Source organism: Streptomyces sp. NPDC059874 (genome assembly GCF_042731135.1).
GTDB lineage: Bacteria > Actinomycetota > Actinomycetes > Streptomycetales > Streptomycetaceae > Streptomyces.
The window spans coordinates 1-19,243 of sequence record NZ_JBHWJY010000083.1 but is presented as its reverse complement, the minus strand read 5'-3'; the positions used below and the strand labels follow the sequence as shown (position 1 = coordinate 19,243).

Below are 19,243 nucleotides of genomic sequence, written 5' to 3'. Positions count from 1 at the left end.
GGCTTGTGAACTGCCTCACATGCGAGAGCGAGGCGGGGCACTCGGCGCCGGCAGCGGTCCAACGGTCAAGGACGACTGGAAGGAGCGAGGAGCGTGAATGCGTACGCGCCCATCCTCGTGCTCGGCGCCCTCGGCGCAGGGTTTGCGATCTTCTCCGTGGTCATGGCCACGCTGATCGGCCCAAAACGGTACAACCGGGCGAAGCTTGAGGCGTACGAGTGCGGCATCGAGCCGACTCCCACGCCGGCCGGCGGCGGTCGCTTCCCCATCAAGTACTACCTCACGGCGATGCTCTTCATCGTCTTCGACATCGAGGTGGTCTTCCTCTACCCCTGGGCCGTCACCTTCGACTCCCTGGGGATCTTCGGGCTCGTCGAGATGTTGCTCTTCGTGCTCACCGTCTTCGTCGCCTACGCCTACGTCTGGCGCCGCGGCGGCCTGGAATGGGACTGAGGGGCTGAATTTTCCATGGGACTGGAAGAGAAGCTGCCGAGCGGCTTTCTGCTGACCACCGTCGAACAGGCCGCGGGCTGGGTGCGCAAGTCATCCGTCTTCCCCGCGACCTTCGGCCTGGCCTGCTGCGCGATCGAGATGATGACCACCGGAGCGGGCCGGTACGACCTGGCCCGCTTCGGCATGGAGGTCTTCCGCGGCTCCCCGCGCCAGGCCGATCTGATGATCGTGGCCGGCCGCGTCAGCCAGAAGATGGCGCCGGTGCTCCGGCAGGTGTACGACCAGATGCCCGCTCCCAAATGGGTCATCTCCATGGGGGTTTGTGCGTCTTCAGGCGGAATGTTCAACAACTACGCGATCGTCCAGGGCGTCGACCACATCGTCCCCGTGGACATCTACCTCCCCGGCTGCCCGCCCCGCCCCGAGATGCTGATGGACGCGATCCTCAAGCTCCACCAGAAGATCCAGACCTCGAAGCTCGGCGTGAACAGGGAAGAGGCGGCCCGCGAGGCGGAGGAAGCGGCCCTCAAGGCACTTCCCATGATCGAGATGAAGGGGCTGCTCCGGTGAGTGAGACCCGCGAACCAAACCCCGACAAGGAACTCAGCGCGCAGAACCTGCCCGGACAGCGCGGCGACCACGGCGAGGAGATCCGGGTCCAGCGCGGCATGTTCGGCGCCAGGAACGGCGGCGACACCTCCGGCTACAGCGGACTCGTACGCTCCGTGCGCCTGCCCGGACCGGCCGTCCGCCCCTACGGCTCGTACTTCGACGAGGTCGTGGACGAACTCGAAGGCGCCCTGGAAGAGCAGGACCTGGTCCCGGAGAACGCGATCGAGAAGGTCGTCGTAGACCGGGCGGAGCTGACCCTCCACATCGCCCGCGAGCACCTCGTCCGCGTCGCACGCACCCTGCGCGACGACCCGGCCCTGCGCTTCGAGCTCTGCACCGGCGTCTCCGGCGTGCACTTCCCGAACGACAAGGGCCGCGAGCTGCACGCCGTCTACCACCTGCGCTCGCTGACCCACGGCCGGATCCTGCGGCTGGAGGTGTCCGTCCCGGACAGCGACCGGCACCTCCCGTCGCTCGTCTCCGTCTACCCGACCAACGACTGGCACGAGCGCGAGACGTACGACTTCTTCGGCCTGATCTTCGACGGGCACCCGGCCCTCACCCGGATCATGATGCCGGACGACTGGCAGGGCTTCCCGCAGCGCAAGGACTACCCGCTCGGCGGCATCGCCGTCGAGTACAAGGGCGCCCAGATCCCGGCTCCCGACCAGCGGAGGTCGTACAGCTGATGTCCACTTCGAATCACGCCTCCGCCGACCACGCCTCGGCGCGCGAGACGACCGAAGGCACCGTCTACACCGTCACCGGCGGCGACTGGGACGAGATCGTCCAGTCTGCGGCCAAGGCCGACGACGAGCGGATCGTCGTCAACATGGGCCCCCAGCACCCCTCCACCCACGGAGTGCTCCGCCTGATCCTGGAGATCGACGGCGAGACGGTCACCGAAGCCCGCTGCGGCATCGGCTACCTGCACACCGGCATCGAGAAGAACCTCGAATACCGGAACTGGACGCAGGGCACCACCTTCGTCACGCGCATGGACTACCTGACGCCGTTCTTCAACGAGACGGCGTACTGCCTCGGCGTCGAGAAGCTGCTCGGCATCACCGACCAGATCCCGGACCGCGCCACCGTCATCCGCGTCCTGCTGATGGAGCTCAACCGGCTCTCCTCCCACCTGGTGTGCATCGCCACCGGCGGCATGGAGCTGGGCGCGACCACGATCATGATCTACGGCTTCCGCGACCGCGAGCTGATCCTCGACATCTTCGAGCTGATCACCGGCCTGCGCATGAACCACGCGTTCATCCGCCCCGGCGGCCTCGCGCAGGACCTGCCCCCGGGCGCCGTCGACCAGCTGCGCGACTTCATCAAGACCATGAAGAAGAACCTGCCGGAGTACGACAAGCTCGCCACCGGCAACCCCATCTTCAAGGCCCGCATGCAGGACGTCGGCTACCTCGACCTCACCGGCTGCATGGCGCTCGGCGCCACCGGCCCGATCCTGCGCTCCGCCGGCCTGCCGCACGACCTGCGCAAGTCGGACCCGTACTGCGGATACGAGAACTACGACTTCGACGTGCCGACCACCGAGACCTGCGACTCCTACGGGCGGTTCCTGATCCGCCTGGAGGAGATGCGCCAGTCGCTGCGGATCGTCGAGCAGTGCCTGGAGCGGCTGGAGCCGGGCCCGGTGATGGTCGCCGACAAGAAGATCGCCTGGCCGGCGCAGCTCGCGATGGGCCCCGACGGCCTCGGGAACTCGCTCGACCACATCCGCAACATCATGGGCACCTCCATGGAGGCCCTCATCCACCACTTCAAGCTGGTGACCGAGGGCTTCCGGGTGCCGGCCGGGCAGGCGTACGCGGCGGTCGAGTCGCCCAAGGGCGAGCTCGGCGTGCACCTCGTCTCCGACGGCGGCACCCGCCCCTACCGGGTCCACTTCCGCGACCCGTCCTTCACCAACCTGCAGGCCATGGCCGCGATGTGCGAGGGCGGCCAGGTCGCCGACGTCATCGTCGCCGTCGCCTCCATCGACCCCGTGATGGGAGGCGTCGACCGATGACAGAGATCTCGCTGGGTATGCCCCAGCTGCCCGCCCCCGACTTCCCGGCGGAGGTACGGACACGCCTCGAAGCGGACGCCAAGGACGTCATCGCCCGCTACCCCGACAGCCGCAGCGCGCTGCTGCCGCTGCTGCACCTGTGCCAGTCGGAGGAGGGTTACGTCTCCCGCACCGGCGTCCGCTTCTGCGCCGAGGTGCTGGGCCTGACCACCGCCGAGGTCACGGCCGTGGCGACCTTCTACACGATGTACCGGCGCAAGCCCTCCGGGGACTACCAGGTCGGCGTCTGTACGAACACCCTGTGCGCGGTCATGGGCGGCGACGCCATCTTCGAGGAGCTCAAGGAGCACCTCGGGGTCGGCAACAACGAGACCACCGCCGACGGCAAGGTCACCCTCGAACACATCGAGTGCAACGCGGCCTGCGACTACGCCCCCGTGGTGATGGTCAACTGGGAGTTCTTCGACAACCAGACCCCCGAGTCCGCCAAGGCCATGGTGGACGACCTGCTGGCCGGCCGTCCCGTCGAGCCGACCCGGGGCGCGCCGCTGTGCACGTACAAGGAGACCGCCCGGATCCTGGCGGGCTTCCCCGACGAGCGCGACGGCGCGGTCGAGGCGACCGGCGGCGCCGGCCCCGCCTCCCTGATCGGCCTGCGCATCGCCCGCGGCGAATCCCCGCGCGCCCCGATCGTGCACCCGCGCGGTGAGGCGCACGGCGAGACGCGTGGCGACACCACCACCGAGGGAGGGGAGTGATGACCGTGTCATCCGAACTGAGCAATGGGGGCACCTCCCGGCCGGAGGCCGGGGGAGGCACCAGCCCGGAGAAGCTCCTCGCGCCCGTCCTCTCGGCGTTCTGGGACGAGCCCGAGTCGTGGACGCTGGAGACCTACCGGCGCCACGAGGGCTACGAAGGCCTGCGCAAGGCCCTCGCGATGACCCCGGACGACCTCATCGCGTACGTGAAGGACTCGGGCTTGCGCGGACGCGGCGGCGCGGGCTTCCCCACCGGAATGAAGTGGCAGTTCATTCCGCAGGGCGACGGAAAGCCGCACTACCTCGTCGTGAACGCGGACGAGTCGGAGCCGGGAACCTGCAAGGACATCCCCCTCCTCTTCGCCAACCCCCACTCCCTCATCGAGGGAATGATCATCGCCTGCTACGCGATCCGCTCGCAGCACGCCTTCATCTACCTGCGCGGCGAGGTGGTGCCGGTCCTGCGGCGCCTGCACGAGGCGGTGCGCGAGGCGTACGAGGCCGGATACCTCGGGAAGGACATCCTGGGGAGCGGGCTCGACCTCGACATCACGGTGCACGCGGGGGCGGGCGCGTACATCTGCGGCGAGGAGACGGCGCTGCTCGACTCCCTCGAAGGCCGGCGCGGTCAGCCCCGGCTGCGTCCCCCCTTCCCTGCGGTCGAGGGGCTCTACGCCTGCCCCACTGTGGTGAACAACGTGGAGTCCATCGCGTCGGTTCCCGCGATCCTCAACCGGGGCAAGGACTGGTTCAAGTCGATGGGGACCGAGAAGTCCCCCGGCTTCACGCTGTATTCGCTCTCCGGGCACGTCGCGGGCCCCGGCCAGTACGAGGCCCCGCTCGGCATCACCCTGCGCCAGCTCCTCGACATGAGCGGCGGGATGCGGCCCGGGCACCGACTGAAGTTCTGGACCCCGGGCGGCTCCTCCACCCCGATGTTCACGGACGAGCACCTCGACGTCCCGCTCGACTACGAGGGCGTGGGCGCGGCCGGGTCGATGCTCGGCACCAAGGCGCTGCAGTGCTTCGACGAGACGACCTGCGTGGTGCGGGCCGTCACCCGGTGGACCGAGTTCTACGCCCACGAGTCGTGCGGCAAGTGCACCCCCTGCCGCGAAGGCACCTACTGGCTGGTCCAGTTGCTCCGCGACATCGAGGCGGGCAAGGGCGTCATGTCCGACCTCGACAAGCTGAACGACATCGCCGACAACATCAACGGCAAGTCGTTCTGCGCGCTGGGCGACGGCGCCGCCAGCCCGATCTTCTCCTCGCTGAAGTACTTCCGCGAGGAGTACGAGCAGCACATCACGGGCAAGGGCTGCCCCTTCGATCCTTCGAGGTCCACGCTCTGGGCCGATTCCAATGCGGAGGCGGCGCGATGACCAAGGCACGCGGCAGCGCCGCCGCCGCCGTCACCACAGCCCCGACTCACCAGGAGGTGGACGCATGACCGTCACCACGTCCGCCGGCCCCTCCGGAGGAGAACCGGCGCTGCCGCCGGAGAACACGGTGGCCCTGACCATCGACGGCATCGAGCTGTCGGTGCCCAAGGGCACGCTCGTCATCCGGGCCGCCGAGCAGATCGGCATCGAGATCCCGAGGTTCTGCGACCACCCCCTCCTCTCCCCGGCCGGTGCCTGCCGCCAGTGCATCGTCGAGGTCGAGGGCCAGCGCAAGCCGATGGCCTCCTGCACCATCACCTGCACCGACGGCATGGTCGTCAAGACGCAGCTGACGTCCGAGGTCGCCGACAAGGCCCAGCGCGGGGTGATGGAGCTGCTGCTCATCAACCACCCGCTGGACTGCCCGGTCTGCGACAAGGGCGGCGAGTGCCCCCTGCAGAACCAGGCGATGTCCCACGGCAACGCCGAATCGCGTTTCGAGGGCAAGAAGCGCACCTACGAGAAGCCGGTCCCGATCTCCACGCAGGTGCTGCTGGACCGCGAGCGGTGCGTGCTGTGCGCGCGCTGCACCCGCTTCTCCAACGAGATCGCCGGCGACCCGATGATCGAGCTGCTGGAACGCGGCGCGCTCCAGCAGGTCGGCACCGGCGAGGGCGACCCGTTCGAGTCGTACTTCTCCGGCAACACCATCCAGATCTGCCCGGTCGGCGCGCTGACCTCGGCCGCCTACCGGTTCCGCTCCCGCCCCTTCGACCTCGTCTCCTCCCCGAGCGTGTGCGAGCACTGCGCGGGCGGCTGCGCGACCCGGACCGACCACCGGCGCGGGAAGGTGCTGCGCCGCCTCGCCGCGGAGGACCCCGAGGTCAACGAGGAGTGGGTCTGCGACAAGGGCCGCTTCGGGTTCCGCTACGCGCAGCGCCCGGACCGGCTCACCACCCCGCTGGTGCGCGGCACCGACGGGGTGCTCGCCCCGGCGAGCTGGCCCGAGGCCCTGGAGGCCGCGGCCAACGGACTGGCGGCCGCGCGCGGCCGGGCCGGGGTGCTGACCGGCGGCCGGCTCACCGTCGAGGACGCGTACGCGTACGCCAAGTTCGCCCGCGTCGTGCTGGACACCAACGACATCGACTTCCGGGCCCGGGTGCACAGCGCGGAGGAGGCCGAGTTCCTGGCCGCCACCGTCGCCGGCACCGGCAAGGACCTCGACGGCAGCGGGGTCACGTACACCTCCCTGGAGGCGGCGCCGGCCGTGCTGCTGGTCGGCATCGAGGCGGAGGAGGAGGCCCCCGGGGTCTTCCTGCGGCTGCGCAAGGCCCACCGCAAGCACAAGCAGCGGACCTTCGCCCTCGCCCCCTTCGCCACCCGCGGCCTGGAGAAGGCCGGCGGCACCCTGCTGGCCGCCGCCCCCGGCACCGAGCCCGAGTGGCTCGACGCGCTGGCCTCCCGGACCGGCCTGGAGGCGGGCGGCGCCGAAGCCGCCGAGGCGCTGCGGCAGTCCGGCGCGGTCATCGTCGTCGGGGAGCGCCTCGCGGGCGTGCCCGGCGCGCTGACCGCCGCCGTACGGGCCGCCGCCGCGACCGGGGCGACGCTGGTGTGGATCCCGCGCCGGGCCGGGGAGCGGGCCGCCGTCGAGGCGGGCGCGCTGCCGTCCCTGCTGCCGGGCGGCCGACCGGCCACCGACCCGCGGGCCCGCGACGAGGTCGCGACCGCCTGGGGGCTCGACGAACTCCCGCACCGCTACGGCCGTGACACCGGCCAGATCGTCGAGGCGGCCGCCACCCGCGAGCTGTCCGCCCTGCTGGTGGCAGGCGTCGAGGTCACGGACCTGCCCGACCCGGCCCGCGCCCGGACCGCCCTCCAGGAGGCCTTCGTGGTCTCGCTGGAACTGCGGCCCGGCGAGGTCACCGACCACGCGGACGTGGTGTTCCCCGTCGCCGCCGTGGCCGAGAAGGCGGGGGCGTTCATCAACTGGGAGGGCAGGGTCCGGCCGTTCGAGGCCGCGCTCAAGCCCGACCAGATGACCCGTACGCTCGCCCCGGCCGACGCCCGCGTCCTGCACATGCTGGCCGACGCGGCCGACCGGCCGCTCGCGCTGCCCGACGTGCACGCCGTACGCCGGGAGTTGGAGCGGCTCGGCCCGTGGGAGGGCCCGCTCGCCACCGAGCAGTCCACCGACCCGGTGCCGCCGCCCCGCCCGGGCGCCGGCGAGGCGGTCCTCGCGGGCCACCGGCTCCTGCTCGACCAGGGCAGGCTCCAAGAGGGCGACGACGCCCTGGCCGGCACCCGGCACGAGGCTAGCGCCCGGCTGTCGGCCGCCACGGCCGCCGAGACGGGCGTCAAGAACGGCGATGTCCTCGCGGTCACCGGCCCGGCCGGCTCCGTGGAACTGCCGCTGCGGATCACCGAGATGCCGGACCGGGTGGTCTGGCTCCCGCTGAACTCCACCGGCTCCGGGGTCCTCGCCGACACGGGCGCCGCCCCCGGCGCCCTCGTACGCATCGGCCCGGCCGGGGTCGGCCCGGCGGCCGACGAAGACGCGGAGGTGCGGCCGTGACCGCGACCGCGTTGCGGCAGTCCGCGCCGCTGACCCATGTCCTTCGGCCGGGCGAAGCCCCGGCCCCCGCACGGGAGGTGCGAGCGTGATGAACCACCTCGCCCAGTTCGCGGCCCAGCCGCACGTCCTCGCGGCCGAGGACCTCACCCTGTTCGGCCGTGACGTGTGGTGGCTGGTCCTGCTGAAGGCAGTCTTCTGCTTCGCCTTCCTGATGGTGACCGTGCTGTTCTCCATCGTGTGGGAGCGCAAGGTCGTCGCCTGGATGCAGCTGCGCATCGGTCCGAACCGGCACGGTCCCTGGGGCCTGCTCCAGTCGCTCGCCGACGGCGTGAAGCTGATGCTCAAGGAAGACGTCATCGTCAAGCGGGCCGACAAGGTCGTCTACGTCCTCGCCCCGATCATCGCGGCGATCCCAGCCTTCATGGCCATCGCGGTGATCCCGTTCGGGCCCGCCGGCAACGAGGTCTCCATCTTCGGTCAGCGCACCACGATGCAGCTGACCGACCTGCCCATCGCGATGCTCTACGTCCTCGCGGTGGCCTCGGTCGGCATCTACGGCATCGTCCTGGCCGGCTGGTCCTCCGGCTCGACCTACCCGCTCCTCGGCGGACTGCGCTCCTGCGCGCAGATGATCTCGTACGAGATCGCGATGGGCGCGGCCTTCGCCTCGGTCTTCCTCTACTCCGGGTCGATGTCGACGTCGGCGATCGTGGAGGCCCAGGCGGACCGCTGGTACATCATCCTGCTGCCGGTCTCCTTCATCATCTACGTCATCACGATGGTCGGCGAGACGAACCGCGCCCCCTTCGACATGCCGGAGTCCGAGGGCGACCTGGTCGGCGGCTTCAACACCGAGTACTCGTCCATCAAGTTCGCGCTGTTCATGCTGGCCGAGTACGTCAACATGGTCACCGTCTCCGCGGTCTCGGTCACCCTCTTCCTGGGCGGCTGGCGGGCCCCGGCGCCGATCTCCACGTACTGGGAGGGCGCGAACCACGGCTGGTGGCCGATGCTCTGGTTCGTCCTCAAGGTGCAGCTGCTGCTCTTCTTCTTCATCTGGCTGCGCGGCACGCTGCCCCGCGTGCGCTACGACCAGCTGATGAAGCTCGGCTGGAAGGTCCTGATCCCGGTCTCCGTGGTCTGGCTGATGCTGGTCGCCACCGTCCGGGCGCTGCGCAACGAGCGGTACGACTTCAGCGAGATCGTCCTCTACGTCGGCGGCGCCGTGGTGGCGATCCTGCTGCTCTCCTTCGTCGCGGACCTCTTCCGCGACAAGCGCGAGAAGCGCGAGAAGGCCGCGGGGGCCGTTCAGGACGCCGCGCCGTTCGACCCGCTGGCGGGCGGATTCCCCGTACCGCCCAAGCCCGGCCAGCACCTGGCACCCGTACCGCGCAGGCGGCCTCGCAGCGAGCGAGAGCTGATTGTCAGTGGCGGGACGAATACTGACAGTGACCGAGAGGAGGGTGCTGAGAATGTCTGACGCCGACGAGAACGAGAAGTGGCAGAACCCGGTGGCCGGCTTCGGCGTGACCTTCAAGGCCATGTTCAAGAAGCGCCTCACCGAGCAGTACCCGGAGCAGCAGAAGACGACCGCCCCGCGCTTCCACGGACGGCATCAGCTCAACCGGCACCCCGACGGTCTGGAGAAGTGCATCGGGTGCGAACTGTGCGCCTGGGCCTGTCCCGCCGACGCGATCTACGTGGAGGGCGCGGACAACACCGAGGAGGAGCGCTACTCCCCGGGTGAGCGGTACGGCCGCGTCTACCAGATCAACTACGCCCGCTGCATCCTGTGCGGGCTGTGCGTCGAGGCGTGCCCGACGAGGGCGCTGACGATGACGAACGAGTTCGAACTGGCCGACGCCAGCCGCGAGTCGCTCATCTACACCAAGGAGCAGCTGCTCGCCGGCCTGACCGAGGGCATGGTCGAGGCCCCGCACTCGATCTTCCCCGGCACCGACGAGCAGGACTACTACCGAGGACTGGTGACGGGGGCCGCCCCGGGCACGGTGCGGCAGGTGGCGGTCTCCAAGGGCGAGGTCGCCCCGGAGAACGGGCAGTCCGAGGAGGTGAAGGCATGAGCACCATCGCCGCCACGCTGACCTCCACGGGTGAGGCCGTCCAGTTCTGGGTCCTCGGCACGGTCGCCGTCATCGGCGCGCTGGCCACGATCCTGATGAAGAAGGCCGTGCACAGCGCGCTCAGCCTCGCCGGGACGATGATCATCCTGGCGGTCTTCTACCTCGCCAACGGGGCCTACTTCCTGGGCGTCGTCCAGGTCGTCGTCTACACCGGCGCGATCATGATGCTCTTCCTCTTCGTGGTCATGCTCGTCGGCGTCACCGCCGCCGACTCCCTGAAGGAGAGCATCAAGGGCCAGCGGTGGCTGGCCGTCCTGTGCGGACTCGGCTTCGGCATCCTGCTGATCGCCGGCATCGGCCACGCCAAGCTCACCCACTTCAACGGGCTCGGCCGGATCAATTCCGGCGGGCACGTCGAGGGCCTGGCCCAGCTGATCTTCACCAAGTACGTCTTCGCCTTCGAGATCACCGGCGCGCTGCTGATCACCGCGGCCGTCGGCGCGATGGTGCTCACCCACCGCGAGCGCACCGAGCGGGCCGCCACCCAGCGCGAGCTCGCCGAGAAGCGCGTACGCGAGGGCGTTCAGCTCCCGCCGCTGCCCGCGCCCGGCGTCTACGCCCGGCACAACGCGGTGGACATCGCCGGTCTGCTGCCGGACGGCACCCCGTCCGAGCTGACGGTGAGCAAGACGCTGCGCGCCCGCGGTCAGATCAGGGACGTCTCCAGCGAGGCGCTCGACGACCTCAGGGCGCTGGAGCAGAGCTCCGCGGAGCGCCTCGGCCGTGACTCGCGTGAGGAGGCCTCGAAGTGAATCCGGTCAACTACCTGTACCTGGCGGCCTTGCTGTTCACCATCGGCGCGGCCGGTGTGCTGATCCGGAAGAACGCGATCGTGCTGTTCATGTGCGTCGAGTTGATGCTCAACGCCTGCAACCTCGCCTTCGTCGCCTTCTCCCGGATGCACGGCAACCTCGACGGCCAGATCATCGCGTTCTTCACGATGGTCGTCGCCGCCGCGGAGGTCGTGGTCGGGCTGGCGATCATCGTGTCGCTGTTCCGTACCCGCCACTCGGCCTCGGTCGACGACGCCAGCCTGATGAAGCTGTAAGGGGCGTTCACAGTGGAGAATCTGATTGCGCTGCTGGTGGCAGCGCCCCTGCTCGGAGCGGCGGTGCTGCTGTGCGGCGGCCGGCGCCTCGACAAGTCCGGCCACTGGATCGGCACCGTCCTCGCCGCCGTCTCCTTCGGGATCGGCGCCGCCCTGTTCGCGGACATGCTGGGGCGCGGCGCCGAGGACCGGACCCTGCACCAGCGGCTGTTCAGCTGGGTGCCGGTGGAGGGCTTCCAGGCGGACATCGCCTTCCAGCTCGACCAGCTGTCGATGACCTTCGTCCTGCTGATCTCCGGGGTGGGCACGCTCATCCACGTGTACTCGATCGGGTACATGGAGCACGACGAGCGCCGCCGCCGCTTCTTCGGCTACCTCAACCTCTTCGTCGCGGCGATGCTGCTGCTCGTCGTCGCCGACAACTACCTGCTGCTGTACTTCGGCTGGGAGGGCGTGGGCCTCGCCTCGTACCTCCTGATCGGCTTCTGGCAGCACAAGCCCAGCGCGGCCACCGCCGCGAAGAAGGCCTTCCTGGTCAACCGGGTCGGCGACATGGGCCTGTCGATCGCGATCATGCTGATGTTCACCACCTTCGGGACCTTCGCCTTCGAGCCGGTGCTCGCGTCGGTGGGGAAGACCTCCGAGGGCACGCTGACGGCGATCGGACTGATGCTGCTGCTGGCCGCCTGCGGCAAGTCGGCCCAGGTGCCGCTGCAGTCCTGGCTCGGTGACGCGATGGAGGGCCCGACCCCGGTCTCGGCCCTGATCCACGCCGCCACCATGGTGACGGCGGGCGTGTACCTGATCGTCCGCTCGGGCGCCATCTTCAACGGGGCGCCGGACGCACAGCTGGTGGTCACGATCGTGGGCGCGGTCACGCTCCTCTTCGGTGCGATCGTCGGTTGCGCGAAGGACGACATCAAGAAGGCCCTGGCCGGTTCGACGATGTCGCAGATCGGCTACATGATCCTCGCCGCGGGCCTCGGCCCGATCGGGTACGTCTTCGCGATCATGCACCTGGTCACGCACGGCTTCTTCAAGGCGGGCCTCTTCCTCGGCGCCGGTTCCGTGATGCACGGGATGAACGACGAGGTCGACATGCGCAAGTACGGCGGCCTGCGGAAGTACATGCCGGTCACCTTCGTGACCTTCGGACTCGGATACCTGGCCATCATCGGCTTCCCGGGCCTGTCGGGCTTCTTCTCCAAGGACCGCATCATCGAGGCGGCCTTCGCGAAGGGCGGCACCGAGGGCTGGATCCTCGGCGGAGTGGCCCTGCTGGGCGCGGCCATCACCGCGTTCTACATGACCCGCGTCATGCTCCTCACCTTCTTCGGCGAGAAGCGCTGGCAGCCGGCCCCGGACCCGGACACGACGCCCGGCGTGGAGCCCGGCATCGAGGTCCACCCCGGGGAACTGCCCCACCCGCACGAGTCCCCGAAGTCGATGACCATCCCGATGATCGTGCTGGCCTTCGGGTCGGTGTTCGCGGGCGGGTTCTTCGGGGTCGGCGACCGGTTCCTGAAGTGGCTGGAGCCCGTCACGGGGCACGCGCACGGCCACCCGCCGGTCAGCGCCATGACGGTGACCCTGTCCACCATGGTGGTCCTCGTCATCGGCGTCGGCATCGCCTGGGCCATGTACGGCCGCAAGCCCGTCCCGGTCGTCGCCCCGCGCGGCTCGCTCCTCACCCGGGCGGCCCGACGCGACCTGCTCCAGGACGACTTCAACCACATCGTGCTCGTACGCGGCGGGGAGCACCTGACCCGCTCGCTCGTGTACGTGGACCACAGCCTGGTCGACGGGGTGGTCAACGGGACGGCCGCCTCGGTCGGCGGGCTGTCGGGCCGGCTGCGCAAGCTCCAGAACGGCTACGCCCGCAGCTACGCGGTCTCGATGTTCGGGGGCACGGCGATCCTCATCGCCGCGACCCTGCTGATGAGGGCGGTGTGAAATGAGTTTCCCGCTTCTGACGGTGACGGCCGCGGTCCCCGCGGTCGGCGCGATCCTGACGGCGGCCGTCCCGGCCGCCCGCAGGACCGCCGCCAAGTGGCTCGCGCTGCTCTTCTCGCTGGCGACACTGGCCCTGGCCGTGCTCGTCGCGGTCCGCTTCGAGCCCGGTGGCGACCGCTACCAGCTCACCGAATCCCACGCCTGGATCGCCGACTTCGGCGTCCGCTACGAACTGGGCGTGGACGGCATCGGGGTGGCGCTCATCGCGCTCACCGCGCTGCTGATCCCCTTCGTGATCGGCGCCGGCTGGCACGACGCCGACCCGCTGGAGACGCATTCCTCGCGCTGGCGGCCGACGCAGGGCTTCTTCGCCCTGATCCTGCTGGTCGAGGCGATGGTGATCATCTCCTTCGAGGCCACCGACGTCTTCCTCTTCTACATCTTCTTCGAAGCCATGCTCATCCCGATGTACTTCCTCATCGGCGGCTTCGGGGACCGGGCCCACTCGGGCTCGGACGAGAACGCGGCCGCGCAGCGCTCGTACGCGGCGGTCAAGTTCCTCCTCTACAACCTGGTCGGCGGCCTGATCATGCTGGCCGCGGTCATCGGCCTGTACGTGGTCGCCGGGAACTTCTCGCTCCAGGAGATCGCCGCCGCGCGCGCCGCGGGCACGCTCGACATGGCGACCAACACCGAGCGGCTGCTGTTCCTCGGCTTCTTCTTCGCCTTCGCGGTGAAGGCCCCGCTGTGGCCGCTGCACACCTGGCTGCCGAACGCGATGGGCGAGGCCACGGCCCCGGTCGCCGTCCTGATCACCGCGGTCGTCGACAAGGTCGGCACCTTCGCGATGCTCCGCTTCTGCCTCGGGCTCTTCCCCGAGGCCAGTAAGTGGGCCACGCCCGTGATCCTCGTACTGGCCCTGATCAGCATCGTCTACGGCGCGCTGGTCGCGGTCGGGCAGCGGGACATCAAGCGACTGGTCGCCTACGCCTCCATCTCGCACTTCGGCTTCATCATCCTGGGCATCTTCGCGATGACCTCCCAGGGCCAGTCCGGTGCGACGCTCTACATGGTCAACCACGGGATCTCGACGGCGGCGCTGATGCTGGTCGCCGGCTTCCTGATCTCCCGGCGCGGCTCGCGCCTAATCGCCGACTACGGCGGCGTCCAGAAGGTCGCCCCGGTCCTCGCCGGCACCTTCCTGATCGGCGGCCTCGCCACCCTCTCGCTGCCCGGCCTCGCGCCGTTCGTCAGCGAGTTCCTGGTCCTGGTCGGCACGTTCGCCCGGTACCCGGTCGTCGGCATCATCGCCACCATCGGCATCGTGCTGGCCGCGCTCTACACGCTGGTGCTGTACCAGCGCACGATGACCGGCCCCGTGAAGGAGGAGGTCCGCACCATGCCGGACCTGCGCCTGCGGGAGGTGCTGGTGGTGGCCCCGCTGATCGCGCTGCTGATCGGGCTGGGTGTCTACCCGAAGGTGCTCACCGACATCGTCAACCCGGCGGTGCGGCACACCATGTCCGACGTGAAGCAGACGGACCCTGCTCCTGAAGTGGAGGCGGCGAAGTGAGCACGATGACTGCTGCCCACAGCCTGTGGACACTGGCGGCCGCGGCACCGGTCGACCGGATCCCGGCACCGAAGATCGAGTACGCCCAGCTCGCGCCCACGCTGATCGTGGTGGGCGCGGCGATCCTCGGAGTCCTCGTCGAGGCCTTCGTCCCGCGCAAGTCCCGCTACTACGTCCAGGTGTTCCTCGCCGTCGCCGCGCTCGCCTCGGCGTTCGCGGCGGTCGTCGGCCTCGCGGCCGGCGGGTACGGATCCACCAAGGCGCACATCGCCGCGATGGGCGCGATCGCGGTGGACGGCCCGGCGCTGTTCCTGCAGGGCACGATCCTGCTGGCCTCGGTCGTCGCGATCTTCACCTTCGCGGAGCGGCGCCTGGACCCGGCGGCGCACGGCAACCGGGTGGACTCCTTCGCCGCGCAGGCGGCGTCCGTACCGGGCAGCGACAGCGAGAAGGCCGCCGTGAAGGCGGGCTTCACCACCACCGAGGTGTTCCCGCTGGCGCTGTTCGCGATCGCCGGGATGCTGATCTTCCCGGCGGCCAACGACCTGCTGACGCTCTTCATCGCGCTGGAGGTCTTCTCCCTCCCGCTGTACCTGCTCTGCGCCGTCGCCCGCCGCCAGCGGCTGATGTCGCAGGAGGCCGCGGTGAAGTACTTCCTGCTGGGCGCCTTCTCGTCCGCCTTCCTCCTCTTCGGCATCGCCCTGGTGTACGGGTACGCGGGCTCGGTCTCGTACGCGGCGATCGCCGACGTGGTCGACGGCACGGTCGCGAGGATCGACCCGGCGTTGGCCTCCACCATGGGCAACGACGCGCTGCTGCTGATCGGTGGCGCGCTGATCCTCATGGGCCTGCTCTTCAAGGTCGGCGCCGTCCCCTTCCACATGTGGACCCCGGACGTCTACCAGGGCGCCCCGACCCCGGTCACCGGCTTCATGGCGGCGGCGACGAAGGTGGCCGCCTTCGGCGCCCTGCTCCGTCTCCTCTACGTCGTCCTCCCCGGCCTGCGCTGGGACTGGCGGCCGGTGATGTGGGCGGTGGCCATCGTCACGATGCTGGCGGGCGCGGTGATCGCCGTGACCCAGACCGACGTCAAGCGCCTCCTCGCCTACTCCTCGATCGCGCACGCGGGCTTCATCCTGGCCGGTGTGATCGCGACCTCGGCGGAGGGCGTCAAGTCCGTCCTCTTCTACCTGGGCGCGTACTCCTTCGTGACGATCGGCGCCTTCGCGGTGGTCACGCTGGTGCGCGACGCGGGCGGCGAGGCGACGCACCTGTCCAAGTGGGCGGGCCTGGGCCGTCGTTCGCCGCTGACGGCGGCGGTGTTCGCGGTCTTCCTGCTGGCCTTCGCCGGCATCCCGCTGACCTCCGGCTTCGCCGGCAAGTTCGCCGTCTTCAAGGCGGCCGCGGAGGGCGGCGCGGGAGCGCTGGTCGTGGTCGGTGTCATCTCGTCCGCGATCGCCGCGTTCTTCTACATCCGGGTGATCGTCCTGATGTTCTTCAGCGAACCGAAGGCCGACGGCCCGACGGTGGCCGTCCCCTCGCCGCTGACGATGACCACCATCGCGGTGGGCGTCGCCGTCACCCTGGTCCTGGGCCTGGCCCCGCAGTACTTCCTGGACCTGGCCGGGCAGGCGAGCACGTTCGTCCGCTGACCGGCTCGCTCCATGCGTGAGGGCCCGGCCCCCTTCGGGGGAGCCGGGCCCTTCGTCGTGCGGGCACCTGCCGGCTAGTGGCCGTGCTCGTGGGCCGGGTTCGCCGGTGCGGCGGCCTTGGCGGGGCAGGTCAGCGCGGGGTTCCAGTTGTGGAAACGGCCCGCCGGGTTGTGCTGGTACGCCCACATGTGGAGGTCGTAGTGCTTGGGCATGCCCGTCCAGTGGCCGGGCATGGGCCCGTCGAAGGGCAGCCCGAACATGCTCGGGCGGTCGGTGGCGGTCTTCAGGTCCTGGTCCCCGTCGGTCGACATCCACTCCACGGCCTGCAGCCTGCGGCGGCCGTGCCGGTCCTGCTCGGAGCTGTAGAGGAGCGCGGTCGGCTTGCTCGGGTCCTTCGAACCCCAGTAGGCCTCCTTGACGTAGTGGTAGCCCATGGCGCCGACCCCGAACGGGTTGGTCATGCACGCCTCGCCGTGCGGCACGTACCCGTCCTTGAGGGCCTCCTGCTCGTCCACGTACTTGGCCGTCACCGCGATCGCCGTGGCCATGTCCCGCATGGCCTGATGGTCGAGCGGGTCGGGCGCCGGCCCGTCGACCGCCTGGGCCGGGGTCACGGCGGCGAGCGCGAGCGACACGGCGGCCGCGCAGGCGAGAAGGGTCTTCGGGCTGCGTACGGGCATGGCGGCGCTCCTCGCGGTGCGGGGTACGGGGACGGGGTAGGGGTTCCCGGTTCCCGTTCGTCCGTCCACCATCCCGGTCCGGCCCGCCCCGCGCACGCGGCGCGCCTCCGAACGGGGGCGCGGGGCGGGTCCGTACCGCCGTCTAGCGGGACGCCACGATGCGGCCCGTGACCTCGCCCAGGCCGACGCGGGTGCCCCCGGCGCCCGGGGCCCAGGCCGTCAGGGTGACCGTGTCGCCGTCCTCCAGGAAGGTGCGCTTGCCGTCGGCGAGCTCGATGGCGTCGCGGCCGTTCCAGGTCAGCTCCAGCAGCGAACCGCGCTGGCCGACCTCGGGGCCGCTGACGGTGCCGGAGCCGTACACGTCACCCGTACGAAGGGAGGCGCCGTTGACGGTCATGTGCGCGAGCTGCTGCGCGGCCGTCCAGTACATGGAGGCGAACGGCGGCTGCGCCACCTCCTGCCCGTTGATGGAGACGGTGATGCGCAGGTCGAAGCCGCCGGGGCGCTCGACGTCCGCGTCGTCGAGGTAGGGCAGCAGGGGGAAGTCCCGGGCGGGCGGGGCGACCCGGGCCGCGTCCAGGGCCTCCAGCGGGGTCACCCAGGCGGAGACGGACGTCGCGAAGGACTTGCCGAGGAAGGGGCCCAGCGGCACGTACTCCCAGGCCTGGATGTCGCGCGCCGACCAGTCGTTGAGCAGGAACAGTCCGAAGACGTGGTCCTCGAACTCGCCCAGCGCCACCGGCGATCCCAGCTCGGACGGGGTGCCGACGACGAAGCCGACCTCGGCCTCGATGTCGAGCTTGACCGACGGGCCGAAGACGGGCGCCGGGTCGGTGGGCGCCTTGCGCTGCCCGGAGGGCCGTACGACGTCCGTCCCCGACACCACGATCGTTCCCGACCGGCCGTGGTAACCGATCGGCAGGTGCTTCCAGTTGGGGGTCAGCGCGTCCCCGTCGGGTCGGAAGATCCGGCCCACGTTGGTGGCGTGGTGCTCGCTCGCGTAGAAGTCGACGTAGTCGGCGACCTCGTACGGCAGGTGCAGCGTGACCTCGTCGAGCGGCAGCAGGTGCGGCTCCACGGTGGGGCGGTGGCCGGGGTCGCTCACCCAGGCGGTCAGCGCGCGGCGCACGTCGCGCCAGGCGGTGCGGCCCGCGGCCAGCAGCGGGTTGAGGGAGGACTGCCCGAGCAGCCCGGCGTACGGGGAACCGAGCGCGGTGGCGGCCGCCCCCGCGTCGAGCACGTACCCGCCGATCCGCACACCGATGCGGCGGCGGTCCTCCCCGGCGGTGGAGAAGACGCCGTAGGGGAGGTTGTGCGGCCCGAACGGGTCGCCCTCGGCGAGATCGAGGGGGCTCTGCTGGGGCATGGGGTGCTGCCTCGCTTTCGACGCGGTCCGGGGGTGTCCCGGAGGCTGGTTGACACGTTACGTGGCTGGTGGGGCCTGCGGGAGGCCGGATTCGGGCGCTATTTGTAGGACTTGTCCGAGGGGGTCCGTATCCTTGGCGGGGTGACTTCCGCCCTGCCTCAGGCCCTCCCCTATGCCTTGATCGCCACTGACCTGGACGGGACTCTGCTGCGTGCCGGGGACACCGTCTCCGCCCGCTCGTACGAGGCGCTCGCCACGGCCCGCGCGGCCGGCGCCCAGCACATCATCGTCACCGGCCGCCCGGTCCCGCAGGTCCGGCACGTCCTGGACGGCCTCGGCTACACGGGGCTCGCGGTGTGCGGGCAGGGCGCGCAGGTGTACGACGCGGCGCGCGGGAGCCTGCTGCACTCCGTCTCCATGGACCGGGAACTGGCCGAGGTGGCACTCGGCAAGATCGAGGCGGAGATCGGCGAGGTGTACGCGGCGGTCAACCAGGAGGGCGTGGACGCCGAGATGCTGATGGAGCCGGGCTACCGGATGTGGCACCCGCACCTGCCGACGGTGCGGGTGCCGCGGCGCGGCGATCTGTGGGCCTCGCCGATCAACAAGGTGCTGCTCCAGCATCCGGAGCTGGACGACGACGAGCTGACGCGGGTGGCGCGGGGGGTGGTCGGGGACCTGGTGAACGTCACGATGGCGGGGGAGCACACGGTGGAACTCCAGCCGCCGGGCATCGACAAGGCGAGCGGACTGGCGCGGGCCGCCGCGGTCCTGGGGGTGCCGGCGTCCTCGACGATCGCCTTCGGTGACATGCCGAACGACATCCCGATGTTCGCGTGGGCCGCGTACGGGGTCGCCATGGCGAATGCCCACCGCGAGCTGGTGGCTGTCGCCGACGAGGTGACGCTGTCGAACGAAGCCGACGGCATCGCGGTGGTCCTGGAGCGACTGTTCGGCTGACCGCCGCTGTCGGGGGCGCTGCCCCGAACCCCCGCGCCTCAAACGCCGGCGAGGCCGGATGTTC

At 70.3% G+C, this 19,243-nt stretch carries 17 protein-coding genes; 15 read left to right on the top strand and 2 right to left on the bottom strand.

Annotated elements, in window-relative coordinates:
• Nucleotides 1-93: 93 nt before the first annotated feature.
• The 14 genes from ACFV9H_RS33490 (at nucleotide 94) to nuoN (ending at nucleotide 16,173) form a co-directional block, all read left to right on the top strand.
• Nucleotides 94-453, top strand: a complete 360-nt coding sequence (locus tag ACFV9H_RS33490; RefSeq protein WP_030028256.1) for an NADH-quinone oxidoreductase subunit A — start codon at nucleotides 94-96, stop codon at nucleotides 451-453.
• A 15-nt stretch (nucleotides 454-468) separates the two neighbouring features.
• The gene (locus ACFV9H_RS33485) at nucleotides 469-1,023 is read left to right on the top strand and encodes a NuoB/complex I 20 kDa subunit family protein (protein WP_385405815.1); all 555 of its coding nucleotides are present in this window, start codon (nucleotides 469-471) and stop codon (nucleotides 1,021-1,023) included.
• Nucleotides 1,020-1,754: an NADH-quinone oxidoreductase subunit C gene (locus ACFV9H_RS33480; RefSeq protein ID WP_385405812.1), complete on the top strand. Its 735-nt coding sequence runs from the start codon at nucleotides 1,020-1,022 to the stop codon at nucleotides 1,752-1,754. The genes ACFV9H_RS33485 and ACFV9H_RS33480 overlap by 4 nt, the downstream gene beginning before the upstream one ends.
• Nucleotides 1,754-3,094, top strand: coding sequence for an NADH-quinone oxidoreductase subunit D (locus tag ACFV9H_RS33475; protein ID WP_385405810.1), 1,341 nt, complete (start codon nucleotides 1,754-1,756; stop codon nucleotides 3,092-3,094). The genes ACFV9H_RS33480 and ACFV9H_RS33475 overlap by 1 nt, the downstream gene beginning before the upstream one ends.
• Nucleotides 3,091-3,852, top strand: coding sequence for an NADH-quinone oxidoreductase subunit NuoE (gene nuoE / locus ACFV9H_RS33470; protein ID WP_385405808.1), 762 nt, complete (start codon nucleotides 3,091-3,093; stop codon nucleotides 3,850-3,852). Before ACFV9H_RS33475 ends, nuoE begins: the two co-directional genes overlap by 4 nt.
• Complete coding sequence (gene nuoF / locus ACFV9H_RS33465; RefSeq protein ID WP_385405804.1) at nucleotides 3,852-5,234, top strand: NADH-quinone oxidoreductase subunit NuoF; 1,383 nt, start codon at nucleotides 3,852-3,854, stop codon at nucleotides 5,232-5,234. The genes nuoE and nuoF overlap by 1 nt, the downstream gene beginning before the upstream one ends.
• A gap of 64 nt (nucleotides 5,235-5,298) precedes the next feature.
• Nucleotides 5,299-7,806: an NADH-quinone oxidoreductase subunit G gene (locus tag ACFV9H_RS33460; protein ID WP_385405801.1), complete on the top strand. Its 2,508-nt coding sequence runs from the start codon at nucleotides 5,299-5,301 to the stop codon at nucleotides 7,804-7,806.
• An 88-nt stretch (nucleotides 7,807-7,894) separates the two neighbouring features.
• Nucleotides 7,895-9,286 carry an NADH-quinone oxidoreductase subunit NuoH gene (gene nuoH, locus ACFV9H_RS33455; protein ID WP_385405799.1) on the top strand — a complete coding sequence of 464 codons (1,392 nt, stop codon included), beginning with the start codon at nucleotides 7,895-7,897 and terminating at the stop codon, nucleotides 9,284-9,286.
• Entirely contained in the window at nucleotides 9,279-9,887 is a 609-nt protein-coding gene (gene nuoI, locus ACFV9H_RS33450; RefSeq protein WP_385405796.1) for an NADH-quinone oxidoreductase subunit NuoI, read from the top strand. Before nuoH ends, nuoI begins: the two co-directional genes overlap by 8 nt.
• On the top strand, nucleotides 9,884-10,699 hold the full coding sequence (locus ACFV9H_RS33445; RefSeq protein WP_385405794.1) for an NADH-quinone oxidoreductase subunit J: 816 nt from the start codon (nucleotides 9,884-9,886) through the stop codon (nucleotides 10,697-10,699). The genes nuoI and ACFV9H_RS33445 overlap by 4 nt, the downstream gene beginning before the upstream one ends.
• Nucleotides 10,696-10,995 carry an NADH-quinone oxidoreductase subunit NuoK gene (gene nuoK / locus ACFV9H_RS33440; protein ID WP_030864698.1) on the top strand — a complete coding sequence of 100 codons (300 nt, stop codon included), beginning with the start codon at nucleotides 10,696-10,698 and terminating at the stop codon, nucleotides 10,993-10,995. The genes ACFV9H_RS33445 and nuoK overlap by 4 nt, the downstream gene beginning before the upstream one ends.
• 12 nt (nucleotides 10,996-11,007) lie before the next feature.
• Entirely contained in the window at nucleotides 11,008-12,948 is a 1,941-nt protein-coding gene (gene nuoL / locus ACFV9H_RS33435) for an NADH-quinone oxidoreductase subunit L (protein WP_385405791.1), read from the top strand.
• A 1-nt stretch (nucleotide 12,949) separates the two neighbouring features.
• Nucleotides 12,950-14,521, top strand: a complete 1,572-nt coding sequence (locus tag ACFV9H_RS33430; RefSeq protein ID WP_385405788.1) for an NADH-quinone oxidoreductase subunit M — start codon at nucleotides 12,950-12,952, stop codon at nucleotides 14,519-14,521.
• Between the two features lie 5 nt (nucleotides 14,522-14,526).
• Complete coding sequence (gene nuoN, locus ACFV9H_RS33425; RefSeq protein WP_385405860.1) at nucleotides 14,527-16,173, top strand: NADH-quinone oxidoreductase subunit NuoN; 1,647 nt, start codon at nucleotides 14,527-14,529, stop codon at nucleotides 16,171-16,173.
• 74 nt (nucleotides 16,174-16,247) lie between these two features.
• Here the strand turns inward: nuoN and ACFV9H_RS33420 are convergent, their stop codons facing one another.
• Nucleotides 16,248-16,853 carry a hypothetical protein gene (locus ACFV9H_RS33420; protein ID WP_385405785.1) on the bottom strand — a complete coding sequence of 202 codons (606 nt, stop codon included), beginning with the start codon at nucleotides 16,851-16,853 and terminating at the stop codon, nucleotides 16,248-16,250.
• Between the two features lie 142 nt (nucleotides 16,854-16,995).
• Nucleotides 16,996-18,219 (bottom strand): fumarylacetoacetase, encoded by a 1,224-nt coding sequence (fahA, locus tag ACFV9H_RS33415; protein WP_385405783.1) that lies wholly within the window; start codon nucleotides 18,217-18,219, stop codon nucleotides 16,996-16,998.
• 141 nt (nucleotides 18,220-18,360) lie between these two features.
• On the opposite strand from fahA, the gene ACFV9H_RS33410 reads away from it, so the two are divergent.
• The gene (locus ACFV9H_RS33410) at nucleotides 18,361-19,179 is read left to right on the top strand and encodes a Cof-type HAD-IIB family hydrolase (RefSeq protein ID WP_385405780.1); all 819 of its coding nucleotides are present in this window, start codon (nucleotides 18,361-18,363) and stop codon (nucleotides 19,177-19,179) included.
• The last annotated feature ends 64 nt before the right edge of the window (nucleotides 19,180-19,243 follow it).